General features: G+C 37.6%; 22 protein-coding genes. 16 read left to right on the plus strand and 6 right to left on the minus strand.

The annotated features are described in order from the left end of the window. Positions 1 to 29: 29 nt before the first annotated feature. The 5 genes from infB to pnp all read left to right on the plus strand — a co-directional run bounded on the left by infB (position 30) and on the right by pnp (position 6403). Positions 30 to 2633, plus strand: a complete 2604-nt coding sequence (gene infB, locus OOL07_RS02930; protein ID WP_264694928.1) for a translation initiation factor IF-2 — start codon at positions 30 to 32, stop codon at positions 2631 to 2633. Between the two features lie 2 nt (positions 2634 to 2635). Then, positions 2636 to 3004: a 30S ribosome-binding factor RbfA gene (rbfA, locus tag OOL07_RS02935; RefSeq protein ID WP_264694929.1), complete on the plus strand. Its 369-nt coding sequence runs from the start codon at positions 2636 to 2638 to the stop codon at positions 3002 to 3004. Positions 3005 to 3008: 4 nt separating this feature from the next. Further along, complete coding sequence (gene truB / locus OOL07_RS02940; RefSeq protein ID WP_264694930.1) at positions 3009 to 3935, plus strand: tRNA pseudouridine(55) synthase TruB; 927 nt, start codon at positions 3009 to 3011, stop codon at positions 3933 to 3935. A 41-nt stretch (positions 3936 to 3976) separates the two neighbouring features. Continuing rightward, complete coding sequence (rpsO, locus tag OOL07_RS02945; protein ID WP_264694931.1) at positions 3977 to 4246, plus strand: 30S ribosomal protein S15; 270 nt, start codon at positions 3977 to 3979, stop codon at positions 4244 to 4246. A 69-nt stretch (positions 4247 to 4315) separates the two neighbouring features. Then, positions 4316 to 6403 carry a polyribonucleotide nucleotidyltransferase gene (pnp, locus tag OOL07_RS02950; protein WP_264694932.1) on the plus strand — a complete coding sequence of 696 codons (2088 nt, stop codon included), beginning with the start codon at positions 4316 to 4318 and terminating at the stop codon, positions 6401 to 6403. Positions 6404 to 6488: 85 nt separating this feature from the next. Here the strand turns inward: pnp and fabA are convergent, their stop codons facing one another. Next, positions 6489 to 7004, minus strand: a complete 516-nt coding sequence (fabA, locus tag OOL07_RS02955) for a 3-hydroxyacyl-[acyl-carrier-protein] dehydratase FabA (protein WP_264694933.1) — start codon at positions 7002 to 7004, stop codon at positions 6489 to 6491. A 112-nt stretch (positions 7005 to 7116) separates the two neighbouring features. Further along, entirely contained in the window at positions 7117 to 7770 is a 654-nt protein-coding gene (locus tag OOL07_RS02960) for a glutathione S-transferase family protein (RefSeq protein ID WP_264694934.1), read from the minus strand. A gap of 152 nt (positions 7771 to 7922) precedes the next feature. On the opposite strand from OOL07_RS02960, the gene OOL07_RS02965 reads away from it, so the two are divergent. Continuing rightward, positions 7923 to 8744, plus strand: a complete 822-nt coding sequence (locus tag OOL07_RS02965) for a ferritin-like domain-containing protein (RefSeq protein WP_264694935.1) — start codon at positions 7923 to 7925, stop codon at positions 8742 to 8744. 68 nt (positions 8745 to 8812) lie between these two features. Continuing rightward, on the plus strand, positions 8813 to 10030 hold the full coding sequence (locus OOL07_RS02970; RefSeq protein WP_264694936.1) for an argininosuccinate synthase: 1218 nt from the start codon (positions 8813 to 8815) through the stop codon (positions 10028 to 10030). A 14-nt stretch (positions 10031 to 10044) separates the two neighbouring features. On the opposite strand, the gene purB is transcribed toward OOL07_RS02970, so the two are convergent. Continuing rightward, complete coding sequence (purB, locus tag OOL07_RS02975; protein ID WP_264694937.1) at positions 10045 to 11412, minus strand: adenylosuccinate lyase; 1368 nt, start codon at positions 11410 to 11412, stop codon at positions 10045 to 10047. 122 nt (positions 11413 to 11534) lie between these two features. Here purB and OOL07_RS02980 point away from each other — a divergent pair, with 122 nt between their 5' ends. After that, positions 11535 to 11867 carry a hypothetical protein gene (locus tag OOL07_RS02980; protein ID WP_264694938.1) on the plus strand — a complete coding sequence of 111 codons (333 nt, stop codon included), beginning with the start codon at positions 11535 to 11537 and terminating at the stop codon, positions 11865 to 11867. A gap of 51 nt (positions 11868 to 11918) precedes the next feature. Here the strand turns inward: OOL07_RS02980 and OOL07_RS02985 are convergent, their stop codons facing one another. Next, on the minus strand, positions 11919 to 12815 hold the full coding sequence (locus OOL07_RS02985; RefSeq protein WP_264694939.1) for a hypothetical protein: 897 nt from the start codon (positions 12813 to 12815) through the stop codon (positions 11919 to 11921). Positions 12816 to 13214: 399 nt separating this feature from the next. Between OOL07_RS02985 and OOL07_RS02990 the strand changes: the two genes are divergently transcribed. From OOL07_RS02990 to OOL07_RS03005, 4 genes are all read left to right on the plus strand, one after another. Continuing rightward, entirely contained in the window at positions 13215 to 14684 is a 1470-nt protein-coding gene (locus tag OOL07_RS02990; RefSeq protein WP_264694940.1) for a ribulose-bisphosphate carboxylase large subunit, read from the plus strand. 23 nt (positions 14685 to 14707) lie between these two features. Then, complete coding sequence (locus tag OOL07_RS02995) at positions 14708 to 15142, plus strand: ribulose bisphosphate carboxylase small subunit (RefSeq protein WP_264694941.1); 435 nt, start codon at positions 14708 to 14710, stop codon at positions 15140 to 15142. Positions 15143 to 15218: 76 nt separating this feature from the next. Continuing rightward, positions 15219 to 16124: a CbbX protein gene (gene cbbX / locus OOL07_RS03000; protein ID WP_264694942.1), complete on the plus strand. Its 906-nt coding sequence runs from the start codon at positions 15219 to 15221 to the stop codon at positions 16122 to 16124. 132 nt (positions 16125 to 16256) lie between these two features. Then, positions 16257 to 16667: a hypothetical protein gene (locus tag OOL07_RS03005; protein WP_264694943.1), complete on the plus strand. Its 411-nt coding sequence runs from the start codon at positions 16257 to 16259 to the stop codon at positions 16665 to 16667. A 62-nt stretch (positions 16668 to 16729) separates the two neighbouring features. Here the strand turns inward: OOL07_RS03005 and OOL07_RS03010 are convergent, their stop codons facing one another. Together OOL07_RS03010 and OOL07_RS03015 are read right to left on the minus strand one after the other, a co-directional pair. Beyond that, positions 16730 to 17395, minus strand: coding sequence for a DUF2959 domain-containing protein (locus OOL07_RS03010; protein ID WP_264694944.1), 666 nt, complete (start codon positions 17393 to 17395; stop codon positions 16730 to 16732). 149 nt (positions 17396 to 17544) lie between these two features. After that, a complete protein-coding gene (locus OOL07_RS03015) occupies positions 17545 to 18165 on the minus strand; it encodes a glutathione S-transferase family protein (protein ID WP_264694945.1) in 621 nt (206 codons plus the stop codon). Positions 18166 to 18409: 244 nt separating this feature from the next. Between OOL07_RS03015 and OOL07_RS03020 the strand changes: the two genes are divergently transcribed. The 4 genes from OOL07_RS03020 (at position 18410) to OOL07_RS03035 (ending at position 22152) form a co-directional block, all read left to right on the plus strand. Next, entirely contained in the window at positions 18410 to 19243 is an 834-nt protein-coding gene (locus OOL07_RS03020) for a pirin family protein (protein ID WP_264694947.1), read from the plus strand. A gap of 497 nt (positions 19244 to 19740) precedes the next feature. Further along, positions 19741 to 20592 carry a DUF642 domain-containing protein gene (locus OOL07_RS03025; protein WP_264694948.1) on the plus strand — a complete coding sequence of 284 codons (852 nt, stop codon included), beginning with the start codon at positions 19741 to 19743 and terminating at the stop codon, positions 20590 to 20592. 388 nt (positions 20593 to 20980) lie between these two features. Continuing rightward, positions 20981 to 21250 carry a hypothetical protein gene (locus tag OOL07_RS03030; protein ID WP_264694949.1) on the plus strand — a complete coding sequence of 90 codons (270 nt, stop codon included), beginning with the start codon at positions 20981 to 20983 and terminating at the stop codon, positions 21248 to 21250. Between the two features lie 95 nt (positions 21251 to 21345). Continuing rightward, positions 21346 to 22152 carry a sterol desaturase family protein gene (locus tag OOL07_RS03035; protein WP_264694950.1) on the plus strand — a complete coding sequence of 269 codons (807 nt, stop codon included), beginning with the start codon at positions 21346 to 21348 and terminating at the stop codon, positions 22150 to 22152. Position 22153 lies beyond the last annotated feature (1 nt).

Genomic DNA, 22153 nt, shown 5'->3' on the forward strand with positions numbered 1-22153 from the left:
AACCAAACTTAAGAAATAAAAGGTGAAACATGAGTGATGTAACGACGGTACAACAATTAGCTAGTGCTATGGGCACACCCATAAACCATTTATTAGAGCAGCTATATAAAGCCGGTATTAAAGTGGATGGAGAAAATAGCCTAATAACTGAGTCTCAAAAATCACAGTTATTACTATATCTAAAACAAGAAGGGAGTATAGGTGCAGAGTTCAAAGTTCCTAAAAAGATTACACTAAAACGTCGAAGTTATAGTGAAATTCAAGTTAGTAACAGTGGTGGTCATTCTAAGCGTGTCAATATTGAGGTACGTAAAAAGCGCACTTATATTAAGCGAAGCGTGATCCTAGAGCAAGAACAAGAACGCCTTGCAGAGGCAAAAACAGAGCGTCAAGAACGTTATCGCGAAGAGGGTAATACCACCATTCAAGAACCTCAGGAGAATAGTGCTAATTCAGTAAGTACCCAGATAGTTCAAGATTCACTTCAAGAAGAAATTAAGCTAGTTACTAAAGTAGATCAAGTAGAGGTATCTAAGCCTATTGAAAAGTTAGAACAAGTAAACGAGCCTAAAGAGCAAGAATCAACTGAGAATTCAGATATTGAAAAGTCAAACTCTCAGGATAATAAATCTTTATCTACCCCTGCTTTAGATGATTCTATTTCAAATTCAAAAAACAAGGCAAGTAAAAAAAATAAATCTGATAAAGCTAATCATAAAGATAATCCCCGGGAATTTAGTGATGAAGATAAGAAAGAAAAACATAGTTATAAAGAGCAATCCCTAAGTTCTGATAAATTTATTGGAAAAAATAAAAAATCTCGCCCCAAAAAAGCTATACCCACCATAAAACATGGATTTGAAAAACCAAGTACTCCAATAATCCGAGAAGTTGTAATCCCACAAACAATCACTGCTGCTGAGCTTGCCCAGAAAATGGCAGTAAAAGCTGCTGAAGTAGTAAAGCATCTTATGCGTCTAGGGATTATGGCAACGATTAATCAAGCACTAGATCGAGATACAGCGGTGATCCTAGTAGAAGAAATGGGTCATAAACCAAAACTTTTGGAAGAAAATACATTGGAGCTCACACTTCATGAGCAACAGTCCATACAAGGCATTAAAAAAGTACGTGCTCCTGTTGTAACGGTAATGGGGCATGTAGATCATGGAAAAACATCATTACTCGATTGCATTCGCCGATCCAAAATAGTTTCTAGTGAGTCAGGGGGTATTACCCAACATATCGGAGCCTATAAAGTACATTCGGAAAAAGGGGACATTACCTTTATTGATACACCAGGTCATGCTGCATTTACCGCCATGCGTGCTAGAGGAGCTAAAGTTACGGATATTGTAGTTTTAGTTGTTGCTGCAGATGACGGAGTGATGCCCCAAACCATTGAAGCTATCCAACACGCAAGAGCAGCAGAAGCACCTATTGTAGTTGCAATCAATAAAATTGATAAGCCAGACGCTGATCCTGATAGAGTAAAACAAGGGTTAGCAAATCATAACGTAATCAGCGAGGATTGGGGTGGGGATATTCAATTCATACCTGTTTCTGCTAAAACAGGCGTAGGGATAGACAATCTTATTGAATCTATTTTACTTCAAGCTGAAATAATGGAGCTTAAAGCTTCCTCTGAAGGACCAGCAAAAGGAGTAATTATCGAATCTCGCCTTGATAAAGGAAAAGGACCTGTAGCAACTATTCTGGTACAAAACGGTACCCTTCGTAAGGGAGATATACTCTTAAGCGGTATAGAAACCGGTAGGGTTCGAGCTATGCTAACTGAATCTGGGCTTGAGATAGAAGAGGCTACTCCTTCTACACCTGTAGAAATTATAGGCTTATCAGGCACTCCTAATGCAGGAGATGAAGCGATTGTTGTCTCCGATGAAAAAAAGGCACGAGAAATTGCAGAATTTCGCCAGAATAAGGAGCGAGAAAACAAACTAGCTCGCCAACATCCAGCAAAACTTGAAAATATGTTCGATAGGGTTAATTCTGGAGAAACTCAAGTACTCCACCTTATTATTAAAGCAGATGTACAGGGATCGGCAGAGGCACTCTCTGATTCTCTAACCCAATTATCTACAGATAAAGCTAGAGTTAAAGTAATTACTGCTGGGGTAGGTGGTATTAACGAAACTGATGTAAATCTAGCAGTTGCAGCCGATGCAATTATTATTGGCTTTAATGTCCGTGCAGATACATCAGCACGTCGTGCTATTACAGAGAAAGGAGTAGACCTTCACTACTATAGCATTATTTATAATGCTATTGATGAGGTTAAAAAAGCACTCATGGGTATGTTAGAGCCAGAATACCAAGAAAGTATTATTGGTCTTGCTCGAGTAGATGATGTATTTCGCTCACCTAAATTTGGGGCTATTGCAGGATCCCTAGTTGTTGAAGGTGTTATTCGCCGAAGTAACCCAATTAGAGTACTAAGAGACAATATCGTTATTTTTGAGGGACAATTAGAGTCCTTACGTCGATTTAAAGAAGACGTACAGGAAGTACGAGCTGGTACTGAATGCGGTATTGGAGTTAAAGATTATCGTGACGTAAAAGTAGGGGATCAAATAGAGGTATACGAGAAGATAAAGGTAGATCCTACGCTATAAAAATGAATCAGAATTTCCCACGTACACACCGTATCAATGAGTTGCTAAAGCGGGAATTAGCACTACTGATTCAGAAAAATATAAAAGATCCTAGAATAAAACTAGTTACTGTCTCCTACGTAGATATTTCTCCAGATTTAAAACAAGCAAAAGTATATATTACCTCTATGGAACAAGATAAAGCGAGGATTAACGCTCAGCTAAATGTTTTAAATAAAGCAGGAGAATTTTTTAAAAGAAATTTGTACCAAAGAGTTGATCTACGCGTAGTACCAAACTTAAAATTTTTATATGATAATTCCATTGAGCACGGTAATTACCTACGCTCTTTAATTGATAAAGTAGTTAAAGAAAATCACCATTTACCATAAATAGATGGAAAAACAAAATCAATTAAAGAGCCATAGTATTATCCATGGTATGGTTTTATTAGATAAACCCATAGGGATGAGTTCTAACGCTGCTTTACAACAGGTAAAACGAATTTATCAGGTACGTAAAGCAGGTCATACGGGGAGTTTAGATCCTATGGCAAGTGGTTTATTGCCTATTTGTTTAGGAGAAGCTACTAAACTCTCTCAATTTATCTTGGATGCAGATAAGCGTTATTTGGTCCGTTGCCGTTTAGGAGTAACAACTACTACAGGAGATGCTGAAGGCGAGATAATAAAAACAACTCCGGTAAAAACCTTCGATTGGGAGTTTATTGAAAATACCTTAAAGAGATTTATTGGAGCCCAAGAGCAAATACCGCCCATGTACTCAGCAATTAAGTATCATGGCCAACCGCTGTATAAGCTAGCACGCCAAGGGATTGAAATTAAAAGATCTCCTCGTAAAATTATCATTTATAATATAAAGCTTACTGAAGCTACAGAAACTTATTTAAGTCTTGAAGTTTTTTGTTCTAAAGGAACTTATATTCGTACTTTAGTAGAAGATATTGGCCATGCTCTTGAATGTGGTGCACATACAACAATGCTTCGGCGTATCCAAGTAGGTAATTTTAATAGTGTTGACATGATATCCCTTTCCCAATTGAAAGATCTTGCTGAGATGGATAATCAGTTAAACACGTTAGTTTTACCTCCAAGGGATATTCTTAAAAACCTACCTGAAGTTAGTATTATTCCTCATCTAGCTCATTGCCTCCGGCAGGGACAAACAGTATTTATTTCTCAGCTGATCCCCCAAGGATTAGTACGTTTAGTTGAAGATAATAAGGATTTTTTTGGAATAGGTAAGGCTGTAAACAGTAACCAAGTAGCCCCATATAGGCTATTATTTACCTCTAATGGTTAGCATTTAGTTAAAGTAAAATTAAGAAATTAATAGGAAAGTATATGCCTTTAAGTTACGAAGATAAAGCTCGGATTATCAAAGAACATCAGTATAACACAAACGATACAGGTTCTTCAGAAGTGCAGATAGCACTACTATCAGAACGGATTAGTCAACTCTCTGAACATTTTAAAGTACATAAACACGATCACCATTCACGACGAGGCTTATTACGTGCAGTAAGCCGTAGAAGAAAACTGCTTGATTTTTTAAAAAGAAAGAACTTAGAAGGTTACCGTGATCTAATTAGCACGCTTGGACTACGTCGCTAATACTAAACACTCTAAGAAATATAGATTTTCTCTTTTGAACATTTATTCACTATTTATAAGGATTATAATGTGACTCCAGTTAAAAAAGTAATTGAATATGGCGATCATACGCTTATTATTGAAACCGGCTATATGGCACGGCAAGCTACTGGATCTGTCATTGTCCATTATGGTGAGACTACTGTGTTAGTAACCGCAGTAGGTGTAAAAGCAGTGAGTGAAAATCGGGATTTTTTTCCACTTACTGTAAATTTTCAAGAAAAATCTTATGCTGCTGGTAAAATACCCGGTGGATTTTTTAAGCGAGAAGGTAGACCTACAGAAAAAGAAACTCTAGTTTCTCGTCTTATTGATCGTCCTCTACGCCCCTTATTTCCAAAAGGATTCACTAATGAAGTGCAAGTGATTGCTACTGTCCTTTCTTCAGATGGAGAAAATGATTCAGATATTCCTGCTATTATCGGCGCATCTACTGCACTTGCCATTTCTGGTATTCCATTTAGCACTCCTATTGCAGCTGCAAGGGTTGGGTATATCGATGGGCAATACGTAATTAATCCAACCACTAACGAGGCTAAAAAATCAGCCCTAGATTTAGTAGTTGCAGGTACAGCAAAAGCAGTGCTTATGGTTGAGTCAGAAGCACAAGAATTACCTGAAGAAATTATGTTAGGTGCCGTGATGTTTGGTCATCAAGAAATGCAAGGAGTGATCCAAGCAATTGCAGAGTTAGTTGCAGAAATAGGAAAAACACCTTGGAATTGGCAACCACCTTTAGAGGATACTGATTTACAGTCAGCAGTTGAGGAGATTGGGAAAAAGCATTTAGAAAGTGCCTACCAAATTCAATCAAAACAGGATCGCCAAGAGAATTTGGCATCGGCACGTGAACTTATAGTACAACAACTCGTACTAGGTGAGGTCCCAAAATGGGGCTCTGATCAAGTATTAGTAGCGATTAATCGTCTAGAAAAAAACTTTGTAAGAGGGCAAATTATTTCTGGAAAACAACGAATTGATGGTCGCAATAAAAATGAAGTTCGACCTATTAGTATTATGGTTGGACTATTACCTAGAACTCATGGTTCAGCACTCTTTACTCGAGGAGAAACCCAAGCATTAGTAACTACCACCTTAGGCACTGAGCGAGACGCTCAAGTGATTGATGCTATTGATGGAGAATACCGAGAGCGGTTTATGCTTCATTATAATTTTCCACCTTTCTGTGTAGGAGAGGTGGGTATGGTGGGTGCACCAAAACGGCGAGAAATTGGTCATGGTAGGCTAGCTAAGCGCAGTATTAGTGCCGTGATACCTAGTGAAATAGATTTTCCTTATGTAATCCGGGTAGTCTCTGAAATTATGGAATCTAATGGTTCCAGCTCAATGGCAACGGTATGTGGTACAAGCCTTTCTTTGATGGATGCAGGTGTCCCCATTAAATCTCCTGTAGCAGGCATTGCCATGGGGCTAATTAAGGAGGGTGGTCAGTTTGCAGTACTTAGCGACATTCTTGGTGATGAAGATCATCTTGGTGATATGGATTTTAAAGTAGCGGGTACGGCAAAAGGTGTAACAGCCTTGCAAATGGATATAAAAATCGATGGAATTACCGAAGAGATAATGCGTACTGCTCTATCTCAAGCTAGGGAAGGGCGGTTTCATATTTTAAATGAGATGAATAAAGCTATTTCTACTCCTCGGGGGGAAATGTCTGAGTATGCTCCTCGAATGGTAACTTTCAAAGTTAATCCCGATAAAATTCGAGACATCATCGGCAAAGGTGGTGCAACAATACGTACTCTAACTGAAGAAACAGGTGCTACTATTGATATTAGCGATGATGGTACTGTAAAGATATTTTCTACCGATAAAGCGAATGGACTAGAAGCAAGGCGTAGAGTAGAACAGATTGTCTCTGATATAGAAGTTGGGAAGATCTATGAGGGAAAAGTATCTAGATTAATGGATTTTGGCGCTTTTGTGACTATCCTCCCTGGTAAAGATGGCTTACTTCATATTTCTCAAATTTCAGATGAAAGGGTAAATCATGTGAGTGATAAACTCTCAGAAGGGGATATAGTTCGTGTAAAAGTTTTAGAAGTAGATAAGCAAGGCAGAATTCGTCTAAGTATAAAAGCAATTAAAGAAGAATAAAAAGTAAGTTGTTTGTTTCTCTTATTTTCTTATAGGCATAACTATACTTATGCCTATAAGGAATCTCTGGTATTATTAAGTAGAGTTAAAAACTCTCAGTTGATGTAAAAAGCCCAACGCGAAGATCCTGAGCAGTATAAATTTCACGATTGTCCACGAACATAGTACCATCTGCTATTCCCATCACTAATTTACGCATTACTACTCTTTTTAAATCAATATGATAAGTGACTAGTTTATTTTTAGGAGTTACTTGTCCCGTAAATTTCACTTCCCCTGATCCTAGTGCTCGACCGTGACCTAATCCCCCTAGCCAAGCGAGATAAAAACCTAACAATTGCCACATGGCATCTAATCCTAAACATCCTGGCATGACTGGATCTCCGCTAAAATGGCAGTCAAAAAACCATAAATCAGGTTTAATATCCATCTCTGCAATAATTTTCCCTTTTTCAAATTTGCCGCCATTATCACTGATATGAGTGATACGATCTACCATAAGCATTGGTGGAGATGGTAGTTGTGCATTACCAAGGCCAAACATATCGCCTTGGGCGCATTGAAGCAAATTTTCGTAGCTAAACTTATTAGGTTTTTCCATTACATAAATGTTTACTTAATTGGAGAGTGCGAATTAATAGTTTCACTGAATTCTAGACTAGGATAATCAATAACCTACATTAAATTCATAACTATGAGAATAGAGCTATATTTTATGAATTTTTTTTAATTTCATGAAGAGGTTTTTGGCTTAATTGAGCACTTGATCTTTTACTTATTTCTTCAAACCAACTAGATAGGTGTTTTAATTGGCTAAAATTTATAGGTTGGTTTACTTGAACCTGATTTGCAAAATCTAACCAGACATAAAGCCAAATATCCGCTGCTGAAAAACGATCTCCACATAAATAAAGACCATGCATCATACTATCTAGCCATTGAATTCTATCTTGAGCTACCATTTTTAAACCGGGTGCAGCCTCTGGAACAACAGGAATACGAGATTTAAAACGATTTAATCCTTCACTATAATGAAATGCGTTATGAATAAATTCTGTAATATTCAGCTCCACACGTCGCCACCACATACGAGTTTCTGCTCGTTCCTTTGGGTTATTACCAATTAATACTGGTTGAGGATAGAGCTCTTCTAAGTATTCTGCAATTGCTAATGATTCTGTAATATAGCTACCATCATCTAACTGTAAACTAGGGGTTTGCCCTGCAGGATTAATAGATAGATACTCAGTTTCTCGGTTTTCCCCAGTTATAACATCAATAAACTGGCTATCTAATTGAATATTTTTTTCTAAAAGAAACATACGTAAACATCTAGGTGCTGGGCTAATTGCGTCTAAAACAAGCATAATATTTTCCCTAACTGATTATTTTATTTCTTAATTTTATTATATACTTCCATTTTTCCGTTAGAAGAATGCTCCTCTATAACAGTACTATATATTCAGATGGTATCCGCTACTTTTAAGTAAAAATTTAAATATACTGTACTTATTCTAACATGGAAGGAATATCCCTAGCTGATGCAGCCCTTCACTGCCTTACCATTTGCGATCCTGAAGAAAAAATTAACGCTACTCAACAAGTAGCACAGATCTGGAAAGAAGATAAATTAACTATTTCTTCTCCATCCACTTATAGTGCTCAATTGATTCCAGGCTTACCTCAGATCTTACGCTTAGTTGCTCCAAAATACTTATCTCGACGTAAATTACATTCTCTTGAAGGAAAAGCTGCTTTTATCCACGCCATCGCACATATTGAGTTCAATGCAATAAATCTAGCTTGGGATGCTATATACCGTTTTCAAGGATTACCTGAAGCATTCTATAGTCATTGGATACAAGTTGCAGCTGAAGAAGCCCATCATTTTTATTTGCTGAATATACATTTACATTCACTAGGCTATCAGTATGGAGATTTTCTTGCTCATAATGGTCTTTGGGAAATGGCAGAAAAAACAGCTTATGATCCTATGGTTAGGATGGCACTTGTCCCAAGAGTGCTGGAAGCAAGGGGGCTAGATGTAACCCCGAGTATGATAGAGCGCTTAAGGGCAATAGGAGATCTAAGAGCAATTGCTATTTTGGAAATTATTTTTCGAGATGAGATAAACCATGTCGCTATTGGATCTTATTGGTTTCGGTATTTTTGTAAAATACGCAATTTAAATCCCGAAGATACTTTTTCTAGTCTGATTAGGCAGTTTTTTAAAAGCATCCCTAAGGGGGCACTTAATTATGATGCAAGACTTAAGGCAGGATTTTCTAAACAGGAGTTAATGATGCTAGTGCAGAATCAGAATATTCTAAGTACACCATAAAAGAATGGTTTAAAATAAACCAAACTTAATCACTCTCTAAATAATTTTATATAGATAATAGCTATCCCATGTCTACTATTCGTAAAGTTGTATTAGCCTACTCTGGAGGGCTGGATACCTCCGTTATCCTAAAATGGTTACAAGAAACATACCAATGTGAAGTTATTACTTTCACTGCAGACATCGGTCAAGGTGAAGAAGTAGCACCTGCCCGAACAAAGGCTGAAAATCTTGACGTAAAAAAAATCTATATTGAAGATTTACGAGAAGAATTTGTTAAGAATTATGTTTTTCCTATGTTTCGAGCGAATACTTTATACGAAGGGGAGTACTTACTAGGTACCTCTATTGCTCGTCCTTTGATCGCTAAAAGACTAGTAGAAATTGCCCATGAAACTGGTGCTGATGCAATTTCACATGGGGCTACGGGTAAAGGCAATGATCAGGTACGCTTTGAGTTGGGAGCTTATGCCCTATCTCCTAATCTTAAAGTAATTGCCCCTTGGAGAGAATGGAACTTAACATCAAGAGAGACATTACTTGCCTATGCAGATCAGCACGGAATATCTATTGAAGGAAAACGAAAAGGAAAATCCCCTTATTCTATGGATGCAAATTTATTGCATATTTCCTATGAAGGTGGGTTGCTAGAAGATCCTTGGTGTGCTCCTGAAGAATCCATGTGGCGTTGGACTACTTCTCCAGAAAAAGCCCCTGAGCAACCAGATGAAATAGAGCTTGAGTATCGACAAGGGGATATTATTAAAGTTAATAGGGAATCTCTAAGTCCTGCTAAAGTATTAGAAACTCTAAATCTCTTAGGAAATAAACATGGAATCGGGCGGTTAGATTTAGTGGAAAATAGATATGTAGGAATGAAATCCAGAGGTTGCTATGAAACTCCTGGGGGTACCATTATGCTAAAAGCCCATCGAGCAATTGAGTCTTTAACTCTAGATAGGGAAGTAGCTCACCTTAAAGATGAACTCATGCCTCGGTATGCAAGCCTAATTTACAATGGATATTGGTGGTCTCCTGAACGGAAATTATTACAGCAGCTTATTGATTCTTCTCAAGCCACTGTAACCGGGCTTGTATCTCTAAAATTGTATAAAGGTAATGTGATTGTATTAGGACGGCAATCAAAGGAGCATAGCTTGTTTATGCCACAGATTGCAACTTTTGAGGAAGATGCAGGCGCTTATAAGCAACAAGATGCTGAAGGATTTATTAAGCTTAATGCCCTGCGACTACGAATTGAAGCAATGAATAAGTATCAATCTTAACGTCTAAAGTAGAGCTAAATTTCTTTTGCTAGCTGTGCTGCATAACCAATATAATTATGGGGAGTGAGTTTAAGTAGTTGCTCTTTAGCATCTAATGGTAAATATAAGCTAGCAATAAATTCCTGTAGGTGGTGCTGAGTTATTTTTTTCCCTCGAGTAACTTGCTTAAGTTTCTCATAGGGTTCTGGAATTCCATAGCGACGCATTACCGTTTGGATTGCCTCAGATAAAACTTCCCAATTTGCCTCCAGATCGTTATCCATTTGTATTTGGTTGGCTTCTAGTTTTTGTATCCCTCTAAGGGTAGCTTGATAGGCTACCAAAGAATGGGCAAACCCTACCCCTAAATTCCTCAGCACAGTAGAATCAGAGAGATCCCGTTGCCAGCGAGAGATAGGTAGTTTTTCGGCTAGATGGGTAAAAAGGGCGTTAGCAATACCGATATTGCCTTCTGCATTTTCAAAATCAATTGGATTGACTTTATGAGGCATGGTAGAGGATCCTACTTCATTTTCGATTACTCTTTGTTTAAAGTAACCTAATGCAATATATCCCCAAATATCTCGGCAAAAATCAAGCAGAATAGTATTAAATCGACTGATGCCTTGAAAAACTTCCCCCATGTAATCATGAGGCTCAATTTGGGTAGTGTATTTATTCCAAGAAAGCCCTAGCTGAATTACAAAATCATGGCTTAATTCAAGCCAGTTAATTTCAGGGTAAGCCACTTGGTGGGCATTGTAATTACCTGTTGCCCCATTAATCTTTCCATAAATAGGAATTTCTTTGATCTTTTCATACTGCAATGATAAGCGGTAAGCAAAATTTCCCATTTCTTTACCCAGTGTAGTAGGTGATGCTGGTTGACCATGGGTACGTGCAAGCATAGGAACTTGTTGATAGCGATGAGTAAGATCCTGAATTTGCCCAATGAGCAATTCCATTTGAGGAAAGATAACTTGTTCTAACCCATCCTTCAGCATTAACCCATAAGCAAGATTGTTAATATCCTCGGAGGTACAGGCAAAATGGATAAATTCACTAATATTTAGTAATTCAGGACAATTTTTAAATTGCTCTTTTAAGTAATATTCTACTGCTTTAACATCATGGTTTATGGTTGTTTCTATCTCTTTAATTCGTTGTGCCTGCTGTTCTGAGAAATTATCAATAATAGAGGCTAGAAATTGCTTAGATTCCTCGTTTAATTTGGGTACCTCATGAATTTCATTACAGCTACTTAATAAAGTTAGCCATTGAACCTCAACAATAACTCGATAGCGTAGTAACCCATATTCACTAAAAATTGGACGTAATCTATCTACTTTATTAGCATAACGACCATCAATAGGAGAGAGGGCAGTGAGAAGTGAATAATCCATTAAAAGTGTATAATAAAATTTAATATGAAATTAAGGTGTTACACTAAAGCACTAATATAAAGAATATCGTTTTATATCCTTATAAATAATAGATATGAAACTTAATATAAAAAAGGAATCGAATGAGTTATTTATTTATTTTTAGTTTACTCTTGTCAAGTATGTGTATCTTACCAATGCGAATCTCCTATGCTAGAAAAATAGATGATATCCAGCAAGCAACATCTCAGGAGGTAAGCAGTTGTGAATTTTTAGGTCGTGTTCAAGGATTTTCAGGCTGGGGTAAAACCATCTCTAGACAGGAATATAATAAAGCAAAATATATCGCTTTGGAGAAAGCTGCAAACCTTAATGCAACGCATATCATATGGACTCGGCTTCCTAGAAGTTATTCATCTCCTTATGCTTATGGGAAAGCTTATAATTGCGATCATCAGTTACTGGCTAATGATTAGCTATACAAGCTCTCCCAGCTATTTTAAGAAGTGAATTTAAAGATTCACTTCTTAGGCTTGGCAATAAGTGGGTACCCAACTTTGATCGATGAGCTTATCGTCCATGAGGCTATAGTCAAAATCAAGCCCATCTTGGATCATTTTCTCTACATTGAACAAGTATTTTCCTTCTGGAACGCAGCTTCTAAAGAAATAACGATACCATGCTGGGGTAGTTGCTTTTGCGATTTTCACTTGCATTGGGCTTAGGAAATTTCTCCGCTGGCCTAAGTGGGCAAGCTCATCAATAGTAATCTCATATAAAAGCTCTCTTAGTCGTTGTGCTGCTTCAGGCTCATCAGCAAACACATCATCAATTAAAACATCTAAATGTTTATAAAAAGTAGTACCCATAAGCTCCATATTAAAGGCTGGCATATCTTTAATTAGACCGGGAAGGTGAACAAAATAGTAATAGAATTTTTGAGTAAAAGGACCAAAGAGCGCCCACTCTGCTTTATCTAGGTTGAACACTTGTAACATCTCATAGAAAAGACGGGCATGGCAAAACTCCTCTGCCATATGTAGACGGCTAATTTTCTGGGTAAGTTTTTTAGAATCTGCCATGACAGGTTCTGCATCCCAAGCAGCTGTAATGCCAGCCCATTCATGGCGAGCAAATTTATATACATTAGTAAGCCATAGAACTTTACGATCTACTTTACTAGGATCATCCTTGAATTTCATATAATTACGATAGAATGCTTCCTTATCAATAGGGTTCTTAGCCCGTACTGGATTATCCTTAAAGTATTGTAATCTCGCTTTTTTTCTAACTAAATCTTTTTCTTCTTCTAAAAGCCCCCCAGTATGCTCTTGAGTATATTCCCAATAACTTTCAAAGTTTTTTTCCATTTCTTCAGGAGAAGCAGGTGAAAAAATGGAACGATATTTTCCTTTCTCGGACATTCTCTTTAGTCTCCATTAAGTCAAAACAAACTTAACTCGGTTAGATAGTATACCTATCTTAATTTTAAAATCCCCATTATAACTAAGATACGGGTACATGTTTATGATCAAGAAACAGGATATAGATACCTATTCTTAAAATTAGATTAAACACATTATATCTGATACTTAATCAATAAGTTCTATATTTTAATTGAAAATAATTCTAATTTTGCATTCATTAAAAAAATGGAATTTTTTAAACTAACCATAAATAAAAACTTATGGTGACAATATAAAAAATTTAGTTTCATTTTATGATGAACTATAGGAACATAAAGGCTAGGTTTTGAGTTAAAGAGCTATTATCCTTAGCTGCGACCTACTAATTAGTTAATTAATTAACGGAGAATAGACATTATGGCAACTATGGCCGAAGGAAAAGAACGTTATAAGTCTGGTGTTATCCCTTACAAAAATATGGGTTATTGGGAACCAAGCTATCAAGTTAAAGATACTGATATAGTCGCTATGTTTCGGATTACCCCTCAAACAGGGATCGAGGCAGAAGAAGCAGCTGCAGCGGTTGCCGGAGAATCTTCTACCGCTACTTGGACGGTAGTATGGACTGATCGCCTTACCGCTTGCGAACTTTATCGTGCAAAAGCTTTCCGAGTAGATCAAGTACCTAACACTGGAGAAGGTACTAAAACTGAAGCTCAATATTTTGCTTATATCGCCTATGATTTAGATTTATTTGAGCCCGGCTCTATTGCCAACTTAACTGCCTCTATTATTGGTAACGTATTTGGCATGAAGGCAGTCAAAGCCCTTCGCTTAGAAGATATGCGTATTCCTGTTGCTTACTTAAAGACCTTCCAAGGTCCAGCCACAGGTGTTGTAGTAGAGCGTGAGCGTTTAGATAAGTTTGGTCGTCCACTGCTTGGTGCTACTACTAAGCCAAAATTAGGTCTTTCTGGCCGTAACTATGGTCGTGTTGTCTATGAAGCCCTAAAGGGTGGTCTTGACTTCGTTAAAGACGATGAAAACATTAACTCCCAGCCTTTCATGCACTGGCGTGATCGCTTCCTTTACTGTATGGAAGCTGTAAACAAAGCCTCTGCTGCTACTGGTGAAGTCAAAGGGCATTACCTTAATGTTACTGCTGCTACCATGGAAGATATGTATGAGCGTGCTGAATTTGCTAAAGCACTAGGCTCTACCATTATTATGATTGACCTAGTTATTGGCTATACTGCCATTCAATCTATGGCCAAGTGGGCACGTAAGAATGACATGATTCTCCATCTCCACCGTGCTGGTAACTCCACCTATTCACGTCAAAAGAATCATGGCATGAATTTCCGTGTAATCTGCAAATGGATGCGGATGGCAGGGGTGGATCATATCCATGCAGGAACTGTGGTAGGTAAACTCGAAGGTGATCCACTTATCACTAAAGGATTCTACGATACCCTACTTGGGACTTATGTTCCACAAAACCTTGAACATGGAATTTTCTTTGACCAAGATTGGGCTTCTTTAAACAAGGTTATGCCTGTTGCTTCCGGTGGTATCCATGCCGGTCAAATGCATCAACTCCTTCATTATCTTGGTGAAGATGTGGTACTTCAATTTGGTGGCGGTACTATTGGTCACCCACAAGGTATCCAAGCTGGAGCTGTTGCTAATCGTGTTGCTCTTGAGACCATGATTATGGCCCGTAACGAAGGTCGTGACTATATGAAAGAAGGCCCACAAATTCTTGAAGCTGCTGCTAAATGGTGTTCACCCCTTAGAGCTGCTCTAGATACTTGGAAAGATATTACCTTCAATTACGAATCCACTGATACTGCAGACTTTGTACCTACTGCTACTGGTAGCGTTTAATAAGATTAGGAGAATACTCAATTATGATGACCAATCACGGAAATCGTCTCACCCAAGGGCAGTTTTCTTTTCTGCCTGATTTAACTGACGATCAAATTTTAGCTCAAATTAAATATGCTCTAAAAAACAATTGGGCAGTAAACATAGAATACACCGACGATCCCCATCCTCGTAACACCTATTGGGAATTATTTGGCTTACCTATGTTTGATCTTAAAGATCCTGCTGGAATTTTAATGGAGATCAACGAGTGCCGTAAAACTTATCCTAATCACTATATTCGGGTAACTGCCTATAGTAGTGTTCGTGGTACTGAATCTCCTGCTATGTCCTATATTGTCAACCGTCCTAAGAATGAGCCTGGGTTTAGCTTAGTACGTCAAGAATGGGAAGGGCGTAAAGTCCGTTATACCGTCAGTAGTTATTCTGCCCAAAAGCCAGAAGGTGAGCGGTATTAATTTCTACTAAACTTCTTTATCACGGGTCTTATAAAAAAGACCCGTGATTCAGTTAGATATCAAAGGAGCAGATATCATGAGTCATGATAATAAAAATACAGGTGCGGTTTTAGCTGAAAATTCATCGGTGGATTTAGATGCTGAATTTAAATCCTCTAATATCCAAGAGGTTTTAGATCGGCTAGATAAAGAGCTTATCGGTTTAAAACCTATTAAAACCCGTATCCATGAAATTGCTGCTCTTTTATTAGTCGATCGGTTACGTAAGCAATTTGAGCTTCTCTCTGAAACGCCTACTTTGCATATGAATTTTACTGGCAATCCAGGTACAGGTAAGACTACTGTTGCTGTACGTATGGGGGAAATTTTAAAAAGACTAGGTTATGTACGGGAAGGTCATTTAATTACCGTAACTCGAGATGATCTTGTAGGTCAATATATCGGTCATACTGCTCCGAAAACTAAAGAAGTTATTAAAAAAGCCATGGGGGGCGTGCTGTTTATTGATGAAGCTTATTATCTTTATAAGCCAGAAAATGAGCGGGATTATGGCCAAGAATCTATCGAAATCCTACTGCAAATCATGGAAAATAATCGAGATGATCTCGTGGTTATTCTCGCAGGCTATAAGGATAAGATGGATCGGTTCTTTTTAAGTAACCCAGGAATGCGTTCCCGAATTGCCCACCATCTAGATTTCCCTGATTATACTCCAGACGAGCTCATGGCGATTGCTAGAATTATGCTGGCTAACCAAAATTATCGCTTTAGTACTGAAGGAGAGAAAGCATTTGCAGAATATATTCCAGAACGAATGAAACTTGAGCATTTTTCTAATGCTAGATCTATTCGTAACGCCCTTGATCGTGCCCGTCTTCGTCAAGCCAATCGATTATTTGCATCTCGGGGTAAAAAATTAAATAAGATTGATTTGATTACTATTGAAGCAGAAGATATCCGAGCCAGCCGTATTTTCAAATAGATAAGTACTAAGATAATTAATTTCTGTAGATAAAAAATAATAATCATTAGCTCAAGAAAGTGGTATAAATGAAATAATCGTTTAATAATATAGATAGCTTTGCTATTTAGGATAGATAGGGAGGAGTAGGTTGTGAATATATATGATAATGACAGCAACGAACTATCACCCCTTCGGACAATGCCGAAGACCATTGATGCGGTTCATTTTAATCGTGTTCGCTTAGCACTACGAAGAATCAGCAACCCCCTACAGATACCATTACCTAAGCATCGAGGTCTTTTGATGCTCCTAGATAATAAAGAATGGCTCTGCGTAGATAGCTTTCATGCAGATCGACTCATTCTTGCATGGCGTTCTTTTGATACGAGCCATAGGCAAGGGATTCATGAACCTATCTCCTGTAAGCTTAGCTTTTATCACATGCACGCAGGATTAATCATGGGATCGGCAATTGAACACCTTAGCCAAACACTTGCCCAACAACTTGAGGAAGTACGTCCTCATTCCATCAAAGAAGGAAAGACTTCCTCTATCGCTTAATTATTTCTACTAAAAAACTAATATGCTTTAATTAAAGCGCCCGTTTTTAGATAGCTTATATTTTATTTACTCTCTTTCTTATTTTGAGCTTCATAGGTTTGAATAAAGCTATTAGCTTCATCAATCGCAGATTCCATTTCACTTACTAATTTGCTCACATCAGTTTTAATTCCATCTAAACTACCCTGTAAAGAAGCAATCGCTTTTGCATTTAAGTTATGCTTTAAAAAAAGCACTTGATCATGGAAAGTAGTTAGGACTGGATTCATTTTTGCTGCGGCCCGTTTCATAGATTGCAACAACTTTTCGTAATGTGCTCGAGTTTCAATCAGTTCCTGCCTGCTTTGTGCTTTTAGCGAAGCATTACTATACTGCTCTAGTTCTCCTTCCCATTCTGCAAATAGGGCATCGGCAACATTTTCAACAGATTTAATTCGGTTATTGACTGCTTTAGCTTTTGATTCGCTATCTTCATACTCTCCATTCATTTTTTTATACATCACCTCCAAGTCCCCACCATCAAAATTAACGACAGAAGAAAATTGTTCGAGAGCTGATTGGAATTGATCTTTAGCGTCTACTTGGGCATCTCTTACTTTTTCAACTCGGCTAGTAAGAATATCTCGCTTCTGAACGCCAAATTTTTCCATAGTGTTGTAATAAACAGTCTCACAACCCATGAGAAATAAGGTGATAATAATAATGTTGAAATAGCGAACTTGATTCATGGTGGATACAAAATGATTTATGAGAGTAACAATTTACTTATTGTTTAAATTTTTTAGATTTAAGCTATTAAAGTAATAATAACAAAATGGATAGAAAGGGAAAAATTTTTATATTAGGGCTATTTACTTTAAAAATAGCCCTAAATTTTTTAGACTAATCCTTCAATTTTAAGTACTTGTTGCACTTGAGCATCTTGCACTAAGGTATCATGAAAGCGTTGTAAGTTAGCGTAGGGCTTAATCCCATCCTTGAGTGCTTTATTGCCCCATTGGAGCATAGGAAGGGCATAGGCATCTACTGCAGTACGCTTATTGCCTACAATGTGATCTTTACTATCAAGGTGATTTTCGAGTAACTCATAGCGCTTAGCGATTAATTTTCTTGCGGCAGCACGAACAACTTCTAGATCTTCCTCATCCTTAGAAGTGGTATAGCGTTGAGGAAAATAGAAAGGATAGAAAGCAGGATGTAAATCCCCCGTCATAAATAACAACCAACGATCAAACTCGGCATTTCCACGTAAAGAACCGTCAGAGCCTAAATTTGATTTAGGAAAACGATTGGTTAAATACTTAAGAATTGCACCTGACTGGGTTAAGGTCCAGCCTTCTCCTGTATCTAATACCGGTACAGCACCTGCGGGATTTAATTTAATAAGTTGTGGACTACCAATCTTTACTGCCTCTGCCCCGTAAGACTCTCCAATCCACTCAAGCACAATATGAGAAGCTAAAGAGCAAGCTCCCGGTGAATAATAAAGCTTAATCACTATTAATCTCCTTACCAAAATCAAATTCATGTGTTTTGGCTAAATATTCATCAAGAAGCAATAAAAATATCTTTTTGAATGTTTAACCAGAATAGAAGCCACTTATTAAGTAGCTTAATAAAAGTATAGAGTGAAATACAAAACTTGGCTAATAAGGTCTTTAATCCCTTGAATTTATACTCTTTAAGTACCATATACTTTAATGTTATAGCATTTTAATTTTCTTAGGCTAAGGGATAAAGCGATGAAACAGCGACAGGTCATTCAAACCGTACAAGGGCGATCCACTTATGATGGTGCCGGAGTACACATTAATCGAGTGATGGGTACATCTCAATTACTTCAATTAGATCCGTTTTTATTATTAGATGAATTTAAATCTGATAATCCAAATGATTATATTGCAGGATTTCCCGATCACCCTCATCGAGGATTTGAAACCGTCACTTATATGCTTACAGGGCGGATGCGTCATAAAGATAATCAAGGAAATAAGGGATTGTTGACTGCAGGTGATGTGCAGTGGATGACAGCAGGTCGTGGTATTGTTCATTCAGAGATGCCAGAGCAAGAAGATGGATTATTGTGGGGTTTTCAGCTTTGGGTTAATTTACCAGCTCAAGATAAGATGACTGCCCCCCGTTATCAAGATATTCAATCAGAGCGTATTCCTATTTTTGAAGAAAATGGAGTAAAAGTAAAAGTGATTGCTGGAGAAATCAATGGCTATAAAGGACCTGTAGATGCTCCTACCACCCAGCCTATTTATTTGGATATGGAATTACCACCTCAAGCTAGCTATAGCTTATCTTTGCTTGATCACTATAGTGCATTTATTTATGTTTATGTAGGATCTGCTCAAGTAGGTAACCCTATTAAAACGATAAATCAAGGCACCCTTGCGGTGCTTGATTCAGGAAATACAATCACCATAACTACAACAGATGAATCTGCCAGATTATTATTTATCGCAGGTCAACCACTTAAAGAGTCTATTGTGCGCTACGGACCTTTTGTCATGAATAGCAAAGAAGAAATCCAACAGGCACTTGCAGATTACCAATCGGGTATTTTATAAAAAATTTTATAAGGGATTTTTATTTTCTGAGTTCAATATGACAAAAAACGACATTTTTAGTCATAACCTGCCTATTTAGGTCAGTAAAAATACCTAGTATTTCTGGGATAAAATACATAACTAATTGATTAATCTATTTAAGATAAAATTGGCACGGTAATTGCTTTATATTTTATCGAGTACTAAAGTACTTGGTAAGATGGTTTTCAAAGGTAGCATAAATTGCCTTTGTTTTGGCTCCTAATCGTGGTGTATTAGGAGCCTTTTTTTGCTCAGAAAAAAATATCCTGTCTTTTTTTATTCCTATCAAAAATAAATCTCCCCTATTTTCCGCCTGCAACTAGCTTTTAAATAAATTTTTTGAGTTAAATTTCTCTACTTCCTTGATTATTTAAGATCATGATCTATAGTTGACAATTGATATAATAAATACAAAATAGTGCATCTTATCCAACGCTTTAGTGTTTTGTATCAATACACTATGGAGACTTGGATTAATGAAAGTAACGAAAATATCTGCTGCACTCGCCTTGAGTACAGCTTTTACAATAAACGCTCACGCAGCCCCTTTAGTCTCAAATGGAGATTTTTCTCAGTCCACCTATAGTACAGCCAGCCAAGTAGGCGATAGTGGTACCACATCTTATGGACAAGGACTCGCTGGCTGGACAGCGACTGGTTATACCATTTGGTATCCTAGCGTACAGGATTCTATTGACGGACCAGTAGCCAATCAATTTACTAATGATACTGGCACATCTCCAGATAACGCTCAGAATTTACACTCTACTATGACAGGTACGGATGCCAATGGAACTAGTATGAATATTGGTGCCTTTGTCGGGTTAGACGGAGATCAGACTCAGGATCAAGACTTTTCTAATGGGAATACTGTTCAAGCTTCTATCTCTCAGACGATCAATGGATTAACAGCTGGGCAAAACTATACTGTTAGCTTTGATTGGGGCGCAGCCCAACTACAAGGTCGTACTGGAAAAACTACTGAGCAGCTTCAAGTTTCTCTAGGTAATGTACCTCTATCTCCAAGTGGGACTCTCCCAAGTGGTGCTCAATCTACAGCTGTTCTTGATAATTCTAGTGGTGGATTCACTGGCTGGCAATCTCAATCTTTTACCTTTACCGCCCAAGGTGCTAGCCAAGTGTTAAGCTTTCTTTCTGTAGGTACTCCAGGCGGACTTCCTCCTATGGCAGTATTAGCTAATGTAGCTATGGTAGCGGATGTTACTCCTCCTAATAATGTGCCAGAGCCTGCTGCAATTATTTTATTTGGGACGGGGTTATTTGGATTAGCCTTCTTTATGCGTCGCTATAGCGCAAATTTATTATAATCAGTATTTTCAATGGGTTACTAGGAAAAACTCCCTAGTAACCCATTTCTCTCGTATAGTAGTACATACCTTGAGGGTGTTATTATTGCTAATATCTGTTTATATTTCAGGGGTTATAAAATTTACTAGCCTTCTCTGTGAAGATAGACTTCAAAAATAGTATAAATTTCTCGATAAATTAATATTCTGCTTTTTTTCATTTTTTACCTGCCATTTTTCCTCTACCAAAACGTATAAATGCTTTACTATATAATCTTTTTCTTCTTGAATTTTTAAAGAAATAACCTATTTTTACTTTAGGCTGATTATAAAATAATAAAAATTACGTCTTATCCAATGCTTTAGCTACGTAATTAGTTATGTAACTACTTTAAGGAGGCTTGGATCCATGAGATCATCGAAAATATCTGTGGCACTTGTTTTGAGTACAATGCTTGCTAGTGCACATGCTATATCTCCTCCTCTAGTTCAAAATGGGGATATCTTTGATACTGTTAAGATAAGCTCAATTCCTGTCAATGGTTCTATGCAGCTTGATTCTAAAAGCAGTAATGATGGTTCTCCTTCTGTGCTAGAATCTGCTACAGTTACTCTATTTGGGACTGGGTTATTTGGATTAGCCTTCTTTATGCGTCGCCGTACCATTGATTTATCATAACTATTTGCCTTACTAAAAAAAGCCATTGTATGATGGGGGCTACTTGGAATATCTATTCCAAGTAGCCTTTTTTCATATAAAACATCACTTATTTTATGAATGAACTCACTGTTACCATCTTACATCTATCTGTTTGGTTGTTTTTACTCTGTGCTATTTTTGTTCCCTTAGAGCGCGTATTTAAAATTGAGAAACAAGCTTTTTTTCGCTCTCAATTCTGGGTGGATCTTGGTTATTATATGGTCAATGGAATAGTCTCTGGCATCATGCTGACACCGCCTTTAGCCATTATGGGCGGCTTTATTTACCAGCTAATTCCAATCCATATTCATGAAGCCATTAATGGGCTTTCTGGAGGTGCTCGCCTTGCTTTATCACTCACAGTAGGGGAATTAGGTTTCTACTGGGCCCATCGTCTGACTCATAAGGTTCCTTTGCTTTGGCGATTTCATGCTATTCATCATAGTGCTAAAGAGGTAGATTTTTTAACCAATACCCGTGCTCATCCGGTAGATATTCTTTTTACCCGGATTTGTACTTTTCTACCTGTACTTTCCTTAGGATTGACTGGGGATTCATCTACGGTAACTGCATTGTTTTTAGTCATTGGGGTAACGTGGGGATTTTTTATTCACGCAAATATCCGCTGGCGTTTTGGATTTTTGGAGAATTTTATTGCCTCTCCTTTTTTTCACCATTGGCACCATACTAATATGGGGCAGCGGGATAGAAATTATGCCTCTATGCTACCTATCTTAGATCATATTTTTGGGACTTATATTTCCCCTAAACACTGGCCTACTCAGTACGGCATTGATGCTCCTATGCCTGTTTCATTTTTTGGCCAACTCATTAAACCTTTTCGTAATCTTTACGCTTCAACTACCCGCCGTACCTCTTAAC

Source organism: Candidatus Nitrosacidococcus sp. I8, from assembly GCF_945836005.1.
Lineage (GTDB): Bacteria > Pseudomonadota > Gammaproteobacteria > Nitrosococcales > Nitrosococcaceae > Nitrosacidococcus.